At 70.6% G+C, this 17,122-nt stretch carries 17 protein-coding genes; 3 read left to right on the forward strand and 14 right to left on the reverse strand.

Annotated features, from left to right (window positions below; all coding sequences use genetic code 11):
* The 5 genes from ABD151_RS15745 to ABD151_RS15765 form a co-directional block, all read right to left on the reverse strand.
* Window positions 1-871: histidine kinase (locus ABD151_RS15745; protein ID WP_486348049.1), on the reverse strand; the 871-nt coding region annotated here is incomplete at its 3' end.
* A 21-nt stretch (window positions 872-892) separates the two neighbouring features.
* Window positions 893-1,468, reverse strand: coding sequence for a potassium-transporting ATPase subunit KdpC (kdpC, locus tag ABD151_RS15750; RefSeq protein ID WP_343995721.1), 576 nt, complete (start codon window positions 1,466-1,468; stop codon window positions 893-895).
* 3 nt (window positions 1,469-1,471) lie between these two features.
* Window positions 1,472-3,484 carry a potassium-transporting ATPase subunit KdpB gene (kdpB, locus tag ABD151_RS15755; RefSeq protein ID WP_343995722.1) on the reverse strand — a complete coding sequence of 671 codons (2,013 nt, stop codon included), beginning with the start codon at window positions 3,482-3,484 and terminating at the stop codon, window positions 1,472-1,474.
* Window positions 3,481-5,091: a potassium-transporting ATPase subunit KdpA gene (gene kdpA, locus ABD151_RS15760; RefSeq protein ID WP_415629917.1), complete on the reverse strand. Its 1,611-nt coding sequence runs from the start codon at window positions 5,089-5,091 to the stop codon at window positions 3,481-3,483. The genes kdpB and kdpA overlap by 4 nt, the downstream gene beginning before the upstream one ends.
* A gap of 47 nt (window positions 5,092-5,138) precedes the next feature.
* Entirely contained in the window at window positions 5,139-5,228 is a 90-nt protein-coding gene (locus tag ABD151_RS15765; protein ID WP_343995724.1) for a potassium-transporting ATPase subunit F, read from the reverse strand.
* 188 nt (window positions 5,229-5,416) lie between these two features.
* Here ABD151_RS15765 and ABD151_RS15770 point away from each other — a divergent pair, with 188 nt between their 5' ends.
* Complete coding sequence (locus ABD151_RS15770) at window positions 5,417-6,868, forward strand: basic amino acid/polyamine antiporter (RefSeq protein ID WP_343995725.1); 1,452 nt, start codon at window positions 5,417-5,419, stop codon at window positions 6,866-6,868.
* Between the two features lie 23 nt (window positions 6,869-6,891).
* Entirely contained in the window at window positions 6,892-8,145 is a 1,254-nt protein-coding gene (locus ABD151_RS15775) for an arginine deiminase (protein WP_343995726.1), read from the forward strand.
* Here ABD151_RS15775 and ABD151_RS15780 read toward each other — a convergent pair.
* Window positions 8,120-9,364, reverse strand: a complete 1,245-nt coding sequence (locus ABD151_RS15780) for an MFS transporter (RefSeq protein ID WP_343995727.1) — start codon at window positions 9,362-9,364, stop codon at window positions 8,120-8,122. The two genes, ABD151_RS15775 and ABD151_RS15780, sit on opposite strands and share 26 nt — an antisense overlap.
* Window positions 9,365-9,468: 104 nt before the next feature.
* Here ABD151_RS15780 and ABD151_RS15785 point away from each other — a divergent pair, with 104 nt between their 5' ends.
* Complete coding sequence (locus tag ABD151_RS15785) at window positions 9,469-10,434, forward strand: GGDEF domain-containing protein (RefSeq protein ID WP_343995728.1); 966 nt, start codon at window positions 9,469-9,471, stop codon at window positions 10,432-10,434.
* Here the strand turns inward: ABD151_RS15785 and ABD151_RS15790 are convergent.
* The 8 genes from ABD151_RS15790 to ABD151_RS15825 all read right to left on the reverse strand — a co-directional run bounded on the left by ABD151_RS15790 (window position 10,431) and on the right by ABD151_RS15825 (window position 17,107).
* Window positions 10,431-11,288 (reverse strand): hypothetical protein, encoded by an 858-nt coding sequence (locus ABD151_RS15790; protein ID WP_343995729.1) that lies wholly within the window; start codon window positions 11,286-11,288, stop codon window positions 10,431-10,433. The two genes, ABD151_RS15785 and ABD151_RS15790, sit on opposite strands and share 4 nt — an antisense overlap.
* Window positions 11,285-12,046 carry a helix-turn-helix domain-containing protein gene (locus ABD151_RS15795; protein WP_343995730.1) on the reverse strand — a complete coding sequence of 254 codons (762 nt, stop codon included), beginning with the start codon at window positions 12,044-12,046 and terminating at the stop codon, window positions 11,285-11,287. Before ABD151_RS15795 ends, ABD151_RS15790 begins: the two co-directional genes overlap by 4 nt.
* 53 nt (window positions 12,047-12,099) lie before the next feature.
* Window positions 12,100-12,873 (reverse strand): enoyl-CoA hydratase-related protein, encoded by a 774-nt coding sequence (locus ABD151_RS15800; RefSeq protein ID WP_343995731.1) that lies wholly within the window; start codon window positions 12,871-12,873, stop codon window positions 12,100-12,102.
* 52 nt (window positions 12,874-12,925) lie between these two features.
* Window positions 12,926-13,402: a hypothetical protein gene (locus ABD151_RS15805; protein WP_343995732.1), complete on the reverse strand. Its 477-nt coding sequence runs from the start codon at window positions 13,400-13,402 to the stop codon at window positions 12,926-12,928.
* A gap of 45 nt (window positions 13,403-13,447) precedes the next feature.
* Entirely contained in the window at window positions 13,448-15,172 is a 1,725-nt protein-coding gene (locus ABD151_RS15810; RefSeq protein ID WP_343995733.1) for an AMP-binding protein, read from the reverse strand.
* Window positions 15,173-15,270: 98 nt separating this feature from the next.
* Window positions 15,271-15,765 (reverse strand): hypothetical protein, encoded by a 495-nt coding sequence (locus ABD151_RS15815; RefSeq protein ID WP_343995734.1) that lies wholly within the window; start codon window positions 15,763-15,765, stop codon window positions 15,271-15,273.
* A gap of 107 nt (window positions 15,766-15,872) precedes the next feature.
* Window positions 15,873-16,484 carry a flavin reductase family protein gene (locus ABD151_RS15820; RefSeq protein ID WP_343995735.1) on the reverse strand — a complete coding sequence of 204 codons (612 nt, stop codon included), beginning with the start codon at window positions 16,482-16,484 and terminating at the stop codon, window positions 15,873-15,875.
* Window positions 16,481-17,107 carry a hypothetical protein gene (locus ABD151_RS15825; protein WP_343995736.1) on the reverse strand — a complete coding sequence of 209 codons (627 nt, stop codon included), beginning with the start codon at window positions 17,105-17,107 and terminating at the stop codon, window positions 16,481-16,483. The genes ABD151_RS15820 and ABD151_RS15825 overlap by 4 nt, the downstream gene beginning before the upstream one ends.
* Window positions 17,108-17,122: the final 15 nt, after the last annotated feature.

Here is a 17,122-nt window from a genome sequence, read left to right on the forward strand (position 1 = left end):
CCTCGGCCTTGGCCCGCAGCTCGGTGAGCCGCTCCGGCGCGATCCCGCTCAGACCGTCGTGCCGGGTCACGTACAGCGCCTGCCACTCCCCGCCCGAGCGGCGCGCCGAGATCCGCGCCGCCCGCCGCATCAGGGTCGCTGACTCCGGCCCCCCGCTGATCGCCACCACGATCCGCTCCCGCGCCGCCCAGGTGGAGTCGATGTCGTGCTGGGCCCGGTAGCGGTCCAGCCCCTCCTCCACCTGATCGGCCAGCCAGAGCAGCGCGAGCTCGCGCAGCGCCGTCAGGTTGCCCTCGCGGAAGTAGTTCGACAGCGCGGCGTCCACCTTGTCCGGGTGGTAGATGTTGCCGTGCGCCATCCGCCGCCGCAGCGCCTGCGGCGACATGTCGACCAGCTCGATCGCGTCGGCGGCGCGGACCACCGCGTCCGGCACGGTCTCCCGCTGCCGCACGCCGGTGATCGCCTCGGTCACGTCGTTGAGCGACTCCAGGTGCTGCACGTTGACGGTGGTGATCACCGAGATCCCCGCTTCGAGGATCGTCTCGACGTCCTGCCACCGCTTCTCGTGGGCGCTGCCCGGCACATTGGTGTGCGCCAGCTCGTCGACCAGCACCACCGAGGGCCGGCGCGCCAGGATCGCGGCGAGATCCATCTCCTGCTGCGCGGTGCCCCGGTAGCTGACGTCGCGCCGCGCGATCACCTCGAGGTCGCCGACCATCTCCGCGGTCCGGGGCCGCCCGTGCGTCTCGACATAGCCGACGACGACGTCCGTGCCGCGGTCGCGGCGGCGGTGTCCCTCGGCCAGCATGGCGTGGGTCTTGCCCACCCCGGGCGCCGCGCCGAGGTAGACCCGCAACCGTCCCCGCTCCATGCGCTCAGTCTCCACCCGTCGTCAGCGTGCCGCGTGCTGGACCGCGATGTTGAGCTCCAGCACGTTGACCCCCTCCACCCCGAGGAAGCCGAGGATCGGGCCGTCGGTGCTCTCCTCGACCAGCTCGCGCACCTCGTCGGTCGAGAGCCCGTTGGCCTCGGCCACCCGGTCCGCCTGGAGCATCGCGTAGGCCAGCGAGATGTGCGGGTCCAGCCCGGAGCCCGACGCGGTCAACGCGTCCGCCGGCACCGCGTCGGGGGCGGCCTTCTCGAAGGCGGCGACCTCCGCACGCCGTTGTTCGATCGCGGCCAGCAGATCGGGGTTGGTGGGCCCGAGGTTGCTGGGCGCCGAGGCGAGCGCGTCGTAGTCGTTGGCCGAGGGGCGGGAGTGGAACCACTGCTCGCCCTCGAAGCTCTGCCCGAGCAGGCGCGAGCCGACGACCTCGCCGTCCACCGTCAGCGGTTGCCCGTCGGCCCGGTCGGCCAACGCGCGGCCTGCCACCCAGACGGTGAGCGGATAGACCACGCCGAGCAGCACGGTCAGCACGAACAGGATGCGGAGTCCGGCAAGCGATTGCCGGGTCAGATCGGTCAGCATGGGTCACCCGATTCCAGGAATGGTCGAGACCAGAAGGTCGATGAGCTTGATGCCGAGGAACGGCACGATCACGCCGCCGAGGCCGAAGACCGCGATGTTGCGGCGCAGCACCTGGGTGGCGGAGGCGGCGCGGAAGCGAACGCCCCGCAGGGCGAGCGGGATCAGCACCACGATGATCAGGGCGTTGAAGATGACCGCGGACAGGATCGCCGACTGCGGCGTGCTGAGGCCCATCACGTTGAGAGCATCCAGCGACGGGTAGGCGGCCACGAACATCGCCGGGATGATCGCGAAGTACTTGGCGACGTCGTTGGCGATCGAGAAGGTGGTCAACGCGCCCCGGGTGATCAGCAGCTGCTTGCCGATCTGGACGATGTCGATCAGCTTCGTCGGGTCGGAGTCGAGGTCGACCATGTTGCCGGCCTCCTTGGCAGCGGCGGTTCCGCTGTTCATCGCGACCCCCACGTCGGCCGCGGCCAGCGCGGGCGCGTCGTTGGTGCCGTCGCCGGTCATCGCCACCAGGCGTCCGCCGGCCTGCTCCTTGCGGATATAGGCCATCTTGTCCTCCGGCGTCGCCTCGGCGAGGAAGTCGTCGACTCCCGCCTCGTCGGCGATCGCACGGGCGGTGAGGGCGTTGTCGCCGGTGATCATCACCGTGCGGATGCCCATCGAGCGGAGCTCCTCGAAGCGCTCGGCCATGCCTTGCTTGACGACGTCCTTGAGGTGCACGACGCCGAGCACGTCGCCCTTCTCCCCCACGCGGCGCACCGCGATCACCAGCGGCGTCCCGCCGCTGCGGGCGATCTCGTCGATCACGTCGGTGACCTCCACCGACGGGGTGAGCCCCAACCAGGCCGACACCGCGGAGCCGGCCCCCTTGCGGATCTCGGTGCCGTCGGCCAGGTCGACGCCGGACATCCGGGTCTGGGCGGTGAACTCGATGAACTCCGCACCGGCCGGGAGGTCGGCGTCGTCGGCGCCCGCGGCGAGCGCGAGGTCCACGATGGAGCGGCCCTCGGGGGTCTGGTCGGCGAGGCTGGAGAGCCGTGCCGCGTCACGCAGCTCGGCATCGCTCACGCCCGAGGCCGCCACCAACCGGCTGGCCTGACGGTTGCCGTAGGTGATGGTGCCGGTCTTGTCGAGCAGCAGCGTGCTCACGTCACCGGCCGCCTCGACCGCACGTCCGGACATGGCGAGCACGTTGACCCGCACCAGCCGGTCCATGCCGGCGATCCCGATCGCGCTGAGCAGCGCACCGATCGTGGTCGGGATCAGGCAGACCAGCAGCGCCACCAGGACGACGACGTCCTGCGGTGCGCCGGCGTAGTCGGCCATCGGGGCGAGCGTGGCGACCGCGGTCAGGAAGACCAGGGTCAGGCTGACCAGCAGGATGGAGAGCGCGATCTCGTTGGGGGTCCGGCGCCGCGAGGTGCCCTCCACCAAGGCGATCATCTTGTCCAGGAAGGTCTCTCCGGGAGCGGTGGTGACCTTCATGACGATCCGGTCCGAGAGCACCTTGGTGCCGCCGGTGACCGCACTGCGGTCGCCGCCCGCCTCCCGGATCACCGGAGCGGACTCACCGGTGATCGCCGACTCGTCGACGGTGGCGATGCCCTCGACGATGTCCCCGTCGCCGGGGATCACCTCGCCGGCCTCGACCACCACCCGGTCGCCGATCCTCAGCTGGGTGCCGGGCACCGGGACCAGCGTGCCGTCGTCCTCCAGCCGTCGGGCGACGGTGTCGGTGCGAGCTGCCCGCAGCGACGCTGCCTGGGCCTTGCCGCGGCCCTCGGCCACCGCCTCGGCCAGGTTGCCGAAGATCACGGTGAGCCAGAGCCAGATCGTCAACGCGATCGTGAAGACCGATGGGTCCACGAGGGCTGCGGCCGTGGTCAGCAGGGAGCCCAGCCAGACCAGGAACATCACCGGGGAGCGCCACACGTGACGCGGATCGAGCTTGCGCAACGCCGTCGGGAGCTGCGCCGCGCACTGCGCGAGGAGATGGGAGAGCGTCATGCCAGTGCCTCTGCAATCGGGCCGAGGGAGAGTGCGGGGAAGTAGGTGAGGCCGGTGACGATCAGGATCACGCCGACCAGCAGGCCTACGAAGAGCGGCTTGTGGGTGGGCAGCGTGCCGGCGGTGGCGGGCACCTTGCCCTGCTCGGCCAGCGATCCGGCGAGCAGCAGCACCAGCACGATCGGGACCAGCCGGCCGAGCAGCATGGCCAGGCCCAGGCTGATCTGGAAGAAGTCGGAGGTGACCGTGATCCCACCGAAGGCGCTGCCGTTGTTGTTGGCTGCCGAGGTGTAGGCGTAGAGCACCTCGCTGAAGCCGTGGCCACCGGGATTGCCCAGGAAGCCCGCGGTGCTGCCCAGCGAGATGGCCACACCGGTGCCGACGAGGACCAGGACCGGGGTGGTCAGCGTGTACAGCGCCACGTAGGTCATCTGCCGGGTGCCGATCTTCTTGCCCAGCAGCTCCGGGGTGCGCCCGACCAGCAGGCCCGCGATGAAGACCACCAGGATCGCCATCACCAGGATGCCGTAGATGCCGGAGCCGACGCCGCCCGGCGCGATCTCGCCGAGCATCATGTTCACCAGCACCGCGCCGCCGCCGGTCGGCGACAACGAGTCGTGCGAGGCGTTGACCGCTCCGGTCGAGGTGCCGGTGGTCGCGGTCGCGAAGAGCGCGGTGGCCCACTCCCCGAAGCGCACCTCCTTGCCCTCCAGCGAGGCTCCTGCCGCGACCGCGGACTGCGAGTGGCCGCCGACCTCGGCGGTGGTGACGATGGTCAGCACGACGACGAACAGGATCGTCATCGCGCCGAGCACGGCCAGCCCCTGACGACGGTTGCCCAGCAGCGTGCCCAGCGTCCGGGTCAGCGCGACCGGGATCACCAGGATCAGGAAGATCTCGAAGAGATTGGTGAAGCCGTTGGGGTTCTCGAACGGGTGGGCGGAGTTGGCGTTGAAGAAGCCACCGCCGTTGGTGCCCAGCAGCTTGATCACCTCCTGGCTGGCGACCGGTCCACCGGTGAGCACCTGCTGCGAGCCGGCCAGCGTGGTGATCACCTCGTCGCTGAAGCTCTGCACCACACCGCCGGCGATCAGCACCAGCGCGCCGACGACGGCGATCGGCAGCAGGATGCCCAGGGTCCCGCGGGTGAGGTCCACCCAGAAGTTGCCGAGCGCGTTCGAGCGGGTCCGGGTGAAGCCGCGGATCAGCGCCACCGCGACCGCCATGCCGACCGCTGCGGAGACGAAGTTCTGCACCGCGAGCCCGGCCATCTGCACGGTGAAGCCGAGGGTCGACTCGCCGGCGTAGGACTGCCAGTTGGTGTTCGCCACGAACGAGGCGGCGGTGTTGAAGGACATCCAGAGGTCGACGCCGGGCAGGTCGCGGCTCATCGGCAGGTGGGCCTGGAGCATCTGCATCGCCATCAGCACCACCACCCCGACCAGGGAGAAGCCGACCACGCTCAGCGCGTAGGACTTGGGGCTCTGCTCGACGTCGGGGTTGACGCCGGCGAGCCGGTAGACGCCTCGTTCGAGGCGGTGGTGCCGCGAACGGGTGTAGACGCGGGCCATGTAGTCACCCAACGGCACGTAGACCACCGCGAGCATCGCGAGCAGCAGGCAGATGGTGAGCAGGCCCCCCAGGGACTCAGACACTAGAAGCGCTCCGGAAGGATCAGGGCCGCGAGCAGGTAGATCGCCACGGCGACGACGGCCGCGATCAGCAGGCCGGATTCGATGTTCATGTGCCCAGCAAAGCCATTCCTGGCGGGTGCGACGGCGATCTTGTCGCCGTCTTGATGCGCCTTGACGGGGACTTGTGCCCGGGCCGCGCGGCAGGCGGCGGAGGTGGGACCTTGGTCCCAGATTCTGTTCTGCCTCTAGCCAACGACCGGGCCCTCTGCCTTATCGTCGAGCAGACGAAGGAGCGCGCATGCCCGATCAGCCCGCTGTCCCCACCTCCACGCAGTACCCGACCACGCAGAAGCTCGGCCTGCTCACGATGACCGCCATGGTGGTCGGCGGGATGGTCGGCGCGGGCGTCTTCTCGCTCCCCGCGCGCTTCGGCCAGGAGACCGGTGTCGCCGGTGCGCTGATCGCCTGGGCCATCGCCGGCACCGGCATGCTGATGCTGGCGTTCGTGTTCCAGATCCTGGCGATCCGCAAGCCGGAGCTGGACTCCGGCGTCTACGCATACGCCAAGAGCGGCTTCGGCGAGTACCTGGGCTTCTTCTCCGCCTTCGGCTACTGGGCCAGCAGCTGCGTGGGCAACGTGACCTACTGGGTGTTGATCATGTCCACCCTGAGCGCCCTCTTCCCGGAGCTGGGCGACGGCAACACGGTGCTGGCGATCGCGCTGTCCACGGTCGGCATCTGGGCGTTCTACTGGCTGATCAAGCGCGGCACCAAGGACGCCGCGGCGCTGAACCAGATCGTCACCGTGGCCAAGGTGGTGCCGATCCTGGTCTTCATCGTGCTCGCGCTCTTCTACCTCGACGTCGGCGTCTTCATGGACAACTGGTCCGGGGAGAACTACGACTCGCTCTTCGAGCAGGTGAAGGGCACGATGCTGGTCACCGTCTTCGTCTTCATCGGCGTGGAGGGGGCCAGCGTCTACTCCCGGCATGCCAAGCGCCGCGAGGACGTCGGCCGGGCGACCGTGCTGGGCTTCCTGATGGTCTTCAGCATCTTCGCCTCGGTCACCGTGGTCTCCTACGGGATCCTGCCGGCCGAGGAGATGGCCGAGCTGCGCCAGCCGTCGATGGCCGGCGTGCTGGAGGCCGCCGTCGGCGACTGGGGCAAGGCGTTCATCAGCATCGGCCTGATCGTCTCGGTGCTCGGCGCCTACCTGGCCTGGACGCTGATGGCCGCCGAGGTGCTCTTCGTCGCGGCCGAGGACGACGACATGCCGCGCTTCCTCAAGAGCATCAGCGACGTCGACGTGCCGGTGCCCGCGCTGCTGATGACCACCGCCCTGATCCAGGTGATGCTGGTGGTCACCGCCTTCTCCGACGACGCGTTCAACCTGGCGCTGAACCTGACCAGTGCGCTGACCCTGATCCCCTACCTGCTGGCCGCGGCCTACGCCCTGAAGCTGGCGATCACCCGCGAGACCTACGACGCGTCGCCGGCCGGGTGGCGACGCGAGCTGACCATCGCCTTCATCGCGACCGCCTACACGGCCTTCCTGCTCTGGGCGGCCGGTCCGAAGTACCTGCTGGTCTCGATGATCATCTACGCCCCCGCCTCCCTGCTCTTCGTCAAGGCCCGCAGCGAGCAGGGCCGCCGTTGGTTCGACGCCCGCGAGCTGCTGATCCTGGCGTTCTCGGTGATCACCGCCGCGATCGGCATCGTCGCTCTGGCCACCGGCCGGATCTCCCTCTGACCGTCCTCGGAAAGGAACCCTCCATGTCCTCAACCCCGCGTCCGGTGCACGGCGTCCACTCCGAGGTCGGCCGGCTCCGCAAGGTGTTGGTCTGCCGGCCGGGCCTGGCCCACCGGCGGCTGACCCCGACCAACAGCGACGACCTGCTCTTCGACGACGTGCTCTGGGTGGAGAACGCGCAGCGCGACCACGCGGCCTTCGTCGCCGATCTGCGCAGCCACGGCGTGGAGGTGGTGGAGCTGCACGACCTGCTCGCCGAGACGCTCGCCGTCCCGGGGGCGCGGGACTGGCTGCTGGATCGCAAGATCGCGGCCAACACGGTCGGGCTGGGCCTGGTCGCCGACACCCGGGCCTATCTGGAGTCGTTGCCGCTGCCGCGGCTGGCGGAGTACCTGATCGGCGGGCTCTCGACCGCCGACCTGCCTGCGGACTTCCGCTCGAGCTACCTGGCACTGGCGCGGGAGTCGGCCGGGCCGCGGGAGTACCTGATGCCACCGCTGCCCAACACGCTCTACACCCGCGACACCACCTGCTGGCTCTACGGCGGGCTCACCCTCAATCCGCTCTACTGGCCGGCCCGCCACGACGAGACCATGCTGATGAAGGCGGTCTACGAGTTCCACCCCGACTACGTCGGCTCCACCGTGTGGTGGGGCGATCCCGACCAGGACTGGGGCCAGGCCACCTTCGAGGGCGGCGACATCATGCCGGTCGGGAACGGCGTGGTGCTGATGGGGATGAGCGAGCGCACCTCGCGCCAGGCGATCACCCAGGTCGCGGCCGCGCTCTTCGCACAGGGCGCTGCCGAGCGGGTGGTCGTCGCTGGGATGCCGAAGCTGCGGGCGGCGATGCACCTGGACACCGTCTTCACCTTCGCCGACCGGGATCTGGTCACGCTGTACCCGAAGATCATGGATGCGGTGCACACCTTCTCGCTGCGCCCGGGCGACGGCGCCGAGCCGCTCGAGGTGACCGACGAGGGCGATGCCCGCTTCGTCGACGTCGTCGCCGAGTCGCTGAACCTGCCCGCGCTGCGGGTGGTGGAGACCGCCGGTGACGCCTACGCCTCCGAGCGCCAGCAGTGGGACAGCGGCAACAACGCGGTGGCCCTCTCTCCCGGCGTCGTCTACACCTACGACCGCAACACCGCCACCAACGCGCTGCTGCGCAGCGCCGGTGTGGAGGTGCTGGAGATCGTCGGCGCCGAGCTCGGCCGTGGTCGCGGCGGCGGGCACTGCATGACCTGCCCGATCAGCCGCGACCCCGTCGACTTCTAGCCCAATGTGACCTCAGCGTCGCCTTTCCGCGATTTCCGAGCGCTGGGGTCACATTGAGCGGTGACGGCGCGAAGTACTTGGCCAACGGGATCAGGGCCAGCACCAGCACGGCCGGAACCACGAAGCCGTAGCGGAGGGAGTCGCTGCCCACCACCCCGGTGAGCACCGAGCCGCCGAGCGCGCCCGCGTAGTTGAACTGGTTGAAGCGACCGATCACCGCATCCACCCGGGCCGGCGAGCCCCCGGCGATCTGGGCGGCGGCGGAGAAGCTGAGCGGTGCCACCACCGCGACCCCGAAGCCGGTCACCGTGAAGCCCAGCACCGCCAGCGGCCAGGACGGCGCGGTGACCACCAACAGCAGGCCGGCGGCGCCGACCAGGGCCCCGGTCCGCAGCACCCGGACCGCGCCGAGCCGGCCGACCACGCGGTCGCCGAGGAAGCGGGCGGCGAGACTGGCCGCCAGGTACGGGAAGGTGGCCAGCGCGACCAGGCTGTCCGGGGTGTCGAAGACCCGGTCCAGGTAGGTCGCGCCCCAGGTGGTCGAGGCGGTGTCGACCAGGTAGAAGATCAGCATCGCGACGCCGACCATCACGATCGGGCGCCACGGGATCGGCCCGTCGTCGGCCGGGTCGTCTGCTGAGCCGTCGGCCGAGCCGGGACGTGGCCTCTCCTGGCTGCGGGCCAGGAACGGAGCGAGCGCCGCCACAGCGATCAGGACGGCGACCACGGCGGCGACGGCCAGTGGCAGGTGGGCCGTGGCGAGCGTGAAGCCGGCGCCGAGCATGCCGCCCAGCGTCCAGGCACCGTGGAAGGAGGGCAGGATCGGGCGCCGATACGCCGCTTCGAGGGCGACCGCCTGCATGTTGCTGGCGGCGTCCACCACGCCGAGGGCGAGGCCGTAGAGCGCCATCGCGCCCACGAAGACGCCCTCCCCCGGCGCCAGCACGATCCCGGCGACGCCGAGCGCCACGCCGATCAGTCCGCAGCGGAGCAGCAGCGCACTCGGCCGGCGCGCTGCGGCCCGCTCGGCGATCACCGATCCGACCCCGGCGAGCAGGATCATCATCAGCAGCAGGACCGACAGCTTGAGCTCGCCGAGGTCCCATCGCTCGGAGATCACCGGGAGCCGGGTGGTCAGCGTGATCAGGCCCGCGCCTTGGACGCCGAACGCCACGCAGACCGCGATGCGGTGATGGACCAGACGGGTGGGAGGGCTCACGGATCAAGGGTTGGGGATGCGGCCCGGAAATGGAACCGGTCGGGGCATCTCAGTTTCATTGACGGGTGGTCGATACTGTGTCCGAGCGACCGAAGGGGATCTGGATGAGCGCGACCTACGCCGAGGGGATCGAGCGTCTACTCGACGCCGTCCAGGCCCTGTCGATGGCAGCGGACCTGCCCCAGGTGCAGCGGATCGTCTCGACCACCGCGCGTCAGCTGGTCGGCTGCGACGGGGTCAGCTTCGTGCTGCGCGACGGCGACCTGTGCTTCTACGCCGACGAGGACGCCATCTCGCCGCTGTGGAAGGGCAGCCGCTTCCCGATGGAGACCTGCATCAGCGGCTGGGTGATGCTCAACCGGACGCCTGCGGTGATCCCGGACATCTACGTCGACGACCGGATCCCGCACGATGCCTACCGGCCCACCTTCGTGGAGAGCCTGGTGATGCTCCCGGTCCGCTCGCTGGACCCGATCGCGGCGATCGGCGCCTACTGGGCGACCAACCACACCGCGACCGAGGTGGAGATCAACCTGCTCCAGGGGTTGGCCAACGCCGCGTCGATCGCGCTGGACAAGGTCGACGTGCACCGCCAGCTCGACCAGGAGGTGGAGCTGCGCAACATGGCCCAGCGCCGCTCCGGCACCGATGAGCTGACCGGCGTGCTGAACCGCCGCGGCTTCAGCGACCGCTGTGCCGAGCTGTGGCGCGCCCAGCCCGAGGCCACCGCGGCCGTCGCCTTCATCGACCTCAACGGGCTGAAGAAGGTCAACGACCGCTCCGGCCACGACGCGGGCGACCAGCTGATCCGCGAGGCGGCGGAGCGGATCGTCTCCGCGGTCCGCGAGACCGACGCCGTGGCCCGGGTGGGCGGCGACGAGTTCGCCGTCTTCTGTCTCGGCCTCGACCACGAGGAGCTGGGCAAGCGGCTCGGCGCCACGCTCGGCAACCTCGGCAGCGTGGGCGCAGCCGCCGTCGCGCACCTCGACTTCCTGCCCGACGCCCTGCTTGCCGCCGACGCGCGGATGTACGCCGCCAAGAAGGCAGCCGCGACGCTTCGCTCCGCCTAGGCTCCGATCCCGGCGAGCGCGGCCTGCCAGCGTGCGAAGGCGTTGTCGATCTCCCTCGGGTCGACGAACGTGTCGAAGTTCGACTTCGCACGCTGTCGGCTCACCGGATCGCGCACCACTGCCGCAGTCCAGGCCAGGCCCTGGCGCACGTGGACGCCGATCTGGGGATGGTCCGCGTACTCCTCGACCACCCGCGCGGTGTCAGCTGGATCCCCCACCGCCATCAGACGCCAGAGGTCGCCAAGGTCCTTGTCCCGGACTCGGCCCTTGCGCGGGTGGTCGATGCGCTCGCCGATCTTGGATCCCTTCGCCAGCACCAGGGCGGGGATGTCCGCGACGTGGAGCGCGGTCGTCAGGCGTGGGTCCGCGAAGTCCGAGAGTGTGACCAAGGACCGGTTGAAGGATGCGAGCTCCAGCCCGAGGACATTGCCGACAGTGTGCTTGCCGTGATCCGGCTGAAGGGCAGGCGCTCCGCGCTTGCTCCGGCTCACGGTGCCGGAGAGCCCATGCGGAGCAAGCAGGTCGACCTTCTCCCGGAAGGAGAGCGACCCGTCTTGATCTGCGAAGACGGTCCGGCCCCACAGCCCCGGACGTGCCGATGTTCGGTGCCGGTACCCCGCATCGACCAGCAACGTCTCGATCCGGGGCGTCGCACTCACCAGCCCAGGCGTGACGCCGAGGTCTCCATCGCCGGTCGGCATCCGAGGAACGTCGAGTGCCATCGTGCGCAGCAGGACTGCGTGGGCTCCGACCAGGGTGAGTGACGCAGCGTGGGCGGCGAGGACCTCGACGACGTTGATGATCGCGCGGCGGCTCCACTCGATCTCGGTCCGAGGCTCCTCGAAGTCCGTCATGCCACGCGTCTGCCGACCAGGATGTCCGCTTGCTCGGGCATCCGATCGATGCCGCCGTAGGCATCGAGGATCACCTGGTCACGGGCAGCCACGCTGATCCCGCCGATGTCGATCCGTCCCATCTCGCTCAGCTCGTCGAACGGGATCAGGGTGATCCGCGGCCCGTACGAGCCCGACGCCTTGGACACCAGACCCGCCGCCGTGGCTGCCGCCGCGACATCCTCCACATAGAGGACCGGCCACGCCTCCTCTCCGCTTGAGCGGTACAGGTTCGCGCCTGCGTCACCGGTCAGAGCGTGGTCGATGCCCGCCGACCGCAACAGGCTCGCAATGAGCGTGGCAGTGGGGCCGCTGTCGAAGTCCGCGGCTCCTGGACGCCGCGTGAGTCGAGCGACCTGGCCGGCCCGTTCCAACAGATCCGCCTCGCGCCCCTCGACGGCGTGACCTCCTGCGTCGACGAGACCGAGCCTTCCCCACCGCTCCCGCCACTGGGCGGCACCGGGCGTCTCGGCTACCGGAAGGGCAGGATCGAGCGCACGACGCGCGGCGATCATCGCCTCGCGATCCGCTCCGCCGAGGAAGCCGATCGGCTCCCCGAGCACGGTCAGGATCTCTTGGGCGAGAGCGAACGACGGGCTCACCGTGCCGGCCTCCACCCGGGTCACGGTCGTCGGGGCAACACCGACCAGGGCCGCGAGCTCGCGCGCGCTCAGCCCGCTCGCCCGGCGCAGCGTCGAGACGCGTTCCGCAAGATCCATGCGATCCAGCGTAGACCAGCGTTGCAGATATGCAACACCCAGTAGATGCTGCCTCAGTCGCGCGGCTTGGTCCCCCAGGCCGCGGAGCCCTTGCGACCCAGCGACCACATCTGGGCGCCGCGCTCGACCTCGATCGCGGCCGCCCAGGAGAGCCCCGGGTTGGTCAGCTCGAGGGTCGCGGACTCCTTGGTCCGGCGGGTGAGCTCGGGGTCCTTCGCGGCGTGCTTGGTGAGCCGGCGGGCAACCTCGGCGAGCTCGCCGGCCGGAACCGCCTGCAACGCGAGACCGATGCGCACCGCCTCGGTGCCGTCGACCCGCTGGCCGAGCACGCCCATCGCCATCGCCTGCTGGTAGCTCAGCGAGCGACCCAGCAGGGTGAAGTGACCGCCACCGGGATGGATCCGGCGGGCCAGGAAGCCACTGTCCAGCACCGCCTCCGGCGTCACCACCACCACGTCGAGCGCCAACAGCAGGTTCATCCCGGCGCCGACCGCGCCACCCTCGACCAGGCCGATGGTGGGCACCGGCAGCGAGCCGAGGCTGACGAACGCCTGATAGACGGCGTTCAGCCGGCGCACCGAGTCGGGCGCGACCGGGTCGGCCGCGATCGCCGCCAGGTCGCGGGTGTCCGCACCGCTGCAGAAGTAGCCGCCCGCACCCTCCACCACGACCGCGCCGATGCTCGCGTCGGTGCGCACCTGCTCGCAGAACGCCACCATGTCGGCCGCCATCTGCTGGGTGATCGCGTTCTTGAACTCGGGGTTCACCAGCCGCAGCGTGGCGACGCCGTCAGCGAAGGTGGTCTCGATGCGGGGCTCGGCAGACATCAGGTGCTCCTCGGTGCGCGGAAGGCGAGTCCCGCGACACGCTAGTCGGCTCCTAGTGGGCGCGTTGCAGCACCCGCCGCGCGACCTCGCCATGTGCCTCGGTGAGGAAGCGGTGCTGCTTCTCCCCCTGGGCGATCAGCATCCTCAGCTCCTCGCGATCCAGCGACGGGTAGTCGGCGACCACGACCAGCAGTGCCTGCCAGCCGGCGATCTTGCCGGCGACCGCATCGCGCATCGCCTCGAGCTGGATCAGGTCCGTGGTGTCGGTGCGGCGCACCAGATGCGGCTTCAAGCGGGCGAGGAGCCCGCCGAGACGCGTCGCCGTGGTGAGCACCGCCGACTCCCCCGACCCCAGGTCGTCGAGCATCCGGCGCAACCGGCGCCGCTCGTCGAGCAGCTCGTCGCGGATCCGGCGCAGCTCCGCGCGCACCGCGTGGTCACGGACCGACCCAGCTGCCTGGGTGAAGAGGTCGATGCCGGCTCCCGCACCTGCCAGGTGCGCCTGCATGTAATGGGCGATCGGGCTCATGGTCTCCTCCTGGCCAGGCGGTACCCGAGACGCCGGCGCCCATGCTCACGACGCGCGCTGTTGCGCCCGCCGCTCGGTGACCTGCACCAGCACCTGGCGGCGCAGCACCTTGCCGATCTGGGAGCGCGGCAGGTCGTCGAGCACCTCGACCCGGCGTGGGAGGGCGTAGCGGGCCAGGCGCTCCTCGCCGAAGGCACGGACCTGCTCCAAGGTCGGGGCGGGTGCTCCGTCGGCCATCACGAAGGCCGCCAGCACCTCGTCGTCGCCACCCTTGGTCGGCACGCCGACGACGGCGACGTCGGCCACCCCCGGCAGCAGCCGCAGATGCTCCTCGACCTGGGTCGGGTACACCTTGAAGCCGCCGACGATGATCATCTCCTTGACCCGGTCGACCAGGGTGATCCATCCGGTCGGGTCCACCTCGACGACGTCGCCGGTGCGCAGCCAGCCCCCGGCGAGCAGCTGGCCGGCCGTCTCGTCGGGAAGGTTCCAGTAGCCGCTGAAGACCTGGGGTCCGCGCACCAGCAGCTCGCCGCGCCGGCTCCCGTCGTCGGCGGGCGTGACCTCCAACGTCGGGTCGTCGATGTCGACGATCCGGATCTCGGTGTTCGGGAACGGGACGCCGAGGGTGCCCGGGCGACGCGCGGCCGACGCCGGGTTGCCCAACGCGATCGGGGCGCACTCCGTCATCCCGTAGCCCTCGATCAACAGCCCACCGGTGAGCGCCTCCCAGCGGGTCACCGTCTGCTCCGGGATCGGCATCGCTCCGGCGAAGCCCAACCGCATCTGGCGGATCTCGGCCAGCGGCGGACGCTTGGCGCCCTCCACGGCGGTGGCGATCCGGTCGAACATCGGAGCCACCCCACCCATGAAGGTGGCCGGACGACGACGCAGTGCGGCCACCACCGACGGCGGGTCGAAGTTCGGGAACATCACCAGCGTGGCGCCCAGGTAGCCCGGCAGGTTCAGGCAGAAGGTCAGGCCGAAGGCGTGGAAGAACGGCAGCACGCCGTAGACGGTCTCGTTGCCGGGCTCGAAGCCCACCCAGGCATCACCGTGCACCAGGTTGGCGACCAGGTTGCGGTGGGTGAGCATCGCCGCCTTCGGGGTGCCGGTGGTGCCGCCGGTGTACTGCAGCAGCGCCAGGTGCTCGCCACGCACCTCGACCTCCGCCACGTCGACGTCGTGCACGTCGGCGATCAGCCGGTGCCAATCCGGGAAGCCGGACGGCACCTCACCGCGCAGGGCCTCGTTCTTCTCCCGTGCGGCCTTCACCGGCAACCGCAGCAGCAGCTGCGAGAGCGGCGGCAGGTCGCGGGCGATGTCGACACTGATGATCTGCTCCAGTGCGCTGCCCGGACGGGCCTCGAGGACCCGCGCGACGGCCTTGTGCCAGACGATCGCATGCGTCGCCTGGCAGTCCTGCAGGAGGTGCTTGAGCTCGTCGGCGGTGTACGTCGGGTTCAGCTCGACGACGACCGCGCCGAGCCGCAGCGCCGCGTGGTAGGCGATCAGGTGGGTCGGGCAGTTGGGCAGCACCAGCGCCACCCGGTCGCCCATCGAGACGCCCAGGCCGTGCAGGGCGCTCATCGCCTTGCGGATCTTCGCCTCGGTCTCGGCGAAGGTCGCGGTGGCGCCCAGGAAGTCGGTCGCGACCCGGTCCGGCCAACGCCGGGCGGCGCGCGCCAGCCCCGCGGTCACCGGCTCGTCGGGGATCGCGATCTCGGCCGGGACACCAGCCCCGTAGTGCTTCGTCCAGGGCTTGTCCATCGACCTTCGCTTCCTTGCCAGCGATCTGCTTGCCGGGCCAGTTTAAGCGGCCGCCAAAGCTGGACGACTGCGGCCGGCAGCGGACGGCCACGGCCCACTCAGCGGTTGTCGCGCTTGGCCTGACGCTGGGCGCCCAAGGCCTGGGACGAGGCGTCGCGCTTCATCCCTCCGGTGGTCTTGACGACGCCCTGCGGCAGGCCCTCCGGCCCGGGCGGGGCGTCGGGAGTCTCGAGCTCGGGACCCGCGGAGCCCTTGGCCCGTGCGGCCTCCAGCCGTTCGTCGCGGAGCTGATCGGCGGCCTCCCGAGCCAGCACCTCCAGCCGGGCACTGACCCGGGCCAGGGCATCCTCGAAGACCTCGGCGCGGTCACGGGCGAGCCCGTGCTCGGGGTGTGCGGACCCCCGGCCTGCGTGCTCCGCGACCCCGCCGGCGGCCAACCGCCGGTAGTTCTTGACGGACTTGTTGCGGGCCCGGCGCACTCGCTTGTGCAGGGCCAGCACGGCGTCCTCGTCGAGTTCGGCGATCCGGGCGGTCTCGGTCTTACGGAGGAGGTCCTGCGCCTTGGCAGGAAGGGCGTTGATCAGTGCATCCATCACATCGGCTCCTTGGCTCCGGCGCGCGGACGACGAGCGCCTCCAACTCACCGTGCCACAGCAGTGGCGCGGCGGGAAGTGCTCCCGGCGGACGGTCTCGGACCGGCCTAGGACGGCAGGTGCGGCCGGTCCAGGGCGAAGACCGGAGGCGGACCGCCCCATTGGTTGCGCCCGAGGCGCGAGAGGGGCCGCAGCGCCGCAATGTCCGGCAGTCCGTCCTCGGCCAGTGCGTCACGACGCACGGTCACCGCGACCACATCGCCGAGCACGAGCGTGGAGTCGCCGAGCTCCAGCGTCGAGTGCAGGCGGCACTCGATGGAGACCGGCGCGTCCGCCACCCGCGGCACGGCGACCAGCGCGCTGGGCTCCAGCCGGACGCCGAGGGCCGCGGCCTCGTCGACGTCGGCCGGGAAGCGGGCGCTGGAGGCGTTGATCGCCTCCGCCATCGCCTCACCCGCCAGGTTGATCACGAACTCGCCGCTCTCCCGCACGTTGCGCAGCGTGTCCTTGGCGCCGACCGAGGTGAACTGCACGATCGGCGGGTTGGCGCAGGCCACCGTGTAGAACGAGTGCGGCGCCAGATTGCCGACGCCGTCCGCGGACCTGCTGGTGACCCAGGCGATCGGTCGCGGCACCACGCTCGCGGTCAGCAGCCGATAGGCCTGGACGTCGGGGTTCGCGGTGTCGAAGACGATCCGCTCGGTCTCGGAGGAGGTCACCTGACTACCAATACCCGATCGTCGTCGCGACCGAGCAGCTCCCGCGCCCCGGCGAGGTCTCCGTGCGCCAGCCGGCGCCGCACCTCGGTGGAGGAGCAGCAGCCTCCGGCCGCCTGCACCAGGTCGAGCGACTCGACGGTGAACCCGTGCTGGCGCCCGAGGCCGGACAGGTAGTCGGCGTCGCCCTCTCCCCCACGCCCGCAGCGGAAGTTGGCGCCGACCACGACCAGTCGCGCGCCCAGCGCGTCGACGAGTCCCTCGGCGACGAAGTCGGCCGCGCCCTGCATGGCCAGCGCGGCGGTGAACGGCAGCACCACGACGGCGTCGACGCCGAGCGAGAGCGCATGCCGCACCCGGTCGTCGAGCCCCATCAGCTGGCGCGGCACGGCACCGGGGGCGAGCACCTTCAACGGATGCGGGCTGAAGGTGACCAGCACGGCAGGCACCTTGAGCCGCGCGGCATGGCCGACGGTACGGGCAGCCAGCGCCTCGTGGCCGCGGTGGAAGCCGTCGAAGACTCCCATCGTCACCACCGAGCCGTCCGGGAAGGCACCACGCTCGGGCCAGCCGACGTGCACGCGCGGGTCGGCCAAGGTCTCGGGGGTGAGCAGTGGGGTGGACATCGGGGTCCTCCTGCG

This window comes from Nocardioides dubius (assembly GCF_039528155.1).
Lineage (GTDB): Bacteria > Actinomycetota > Actinomycetes > Propionibacteriales > Nocardioidaceae > Nocardioides > Nocardioides dubius.

What these genes read in the sequence shown, in the direction of transcription:
- ABD151_RS15775 (WP_343995726.1), top strand. Translation starts at nt 6,892, where the DNA reads ATGTCCTCAACCCCGCGTCCGGTGCACGGCGTCCACTCCGAGGTCGGC.
- ABD151_RS15810 (WP_343995733.1), bottom strand. Translation starts at nt 15,172, where the DNA reads ATGGACAAGCCCTGGACGAAGCACTACGGGGCTGGTGTCCCGGCCGAG.
- ABD151_RS15770 (WP_343995725.1), top strand. Translation starts at nt 5,417, where the DNA reads ATGCCCGATCAGCCCGCTGTCCCCACCTCCACGCAGTACCCGACCACG.
- ABD151_RS15785 (WP_343995728.1), top strand. Translation starts at nt 9,469, where the DNA reads ATGAGCGCGACCTACGCCGAGGGGATCGAGCGTCTACTCGACGCCGTC.
- kdpC (WP_343995721.1), bottom strand. Translation starts at nt 1,468, where the DNA reads ATGCTGACCGATCTGACCCGGCAATCGCTTGCCGGACTCCGCATCCTG.
- ABD151_RS15765 (WP_343995724.1), bottom strand. Translation starts at nt 5,228, where the DNA reads ATGAACATCGAATCCGGCCTGCTGATCGCGGCCGTCGTCGCCGTGGCG.
- ABD151_RS15795 (WP_343995730.1), bottom strand. Translation starts at nt 12,046, where the DNA reads ATGGATCTTGCGGAACGCGTCTCGACGCTGCGCCGGGCGAGCGGGCTG.
- ABD151_RS15805 (WP_343995732.1), bottom strand. Translation starts at nt 13,402, where the DNA reads ATGAGCCCGATCGCCCATTACATGCAGGCGCACCTGGCAGGTGCGGGA.
- ABD151_RS15825 (WP_343995736.1), bottom strand. Translation starts at nt 17,107, where the DNA reads ATGTCCACCCCACTGCTCACCCCCGAGACCTTGGCCGACCCGCGCGTG.
- ABD151_RS15815 (WP_343995734.1), bottom strand. Translation starts at nt 15,765, where the DNA reads ATGGATGCACTGATCAACGCCCTTCCTGCCAAGGCGCAGGACCTCCTC.
- kdpB (WP_343995722.1), bottom strand. Translation starts at nt 3,484, where the DNA reads ATGACGCTCTCCCATCTCCTCGCGCAGTGCGCGGCGCAGCTCCCGACG.
- ABD151_RS15790 (WP_343995729.1), bottom strand. Translation starts at nt 11,288, where the DNA reads ATGACGGACTTCGAGGAGCCTCGGACCGAGATCGAGTGGAGCCGCCGC.
- kdpA (WP_415629917.1), bottom strand. Translation starts at nt 5,091, where the DNA reads ATGCTCGCGGTGGTCTACGTGCCGTTGGGTGACTACATGGCCCGCGTC.
- ABD151_RS15800 (WP_343995731.1), bottom strand. Translation starts at nt 12,873, where the DNA reads ATGTCTGCCGAGCCCCGCATCGAGACCACCTTCGCTGACGGCGTCGCC.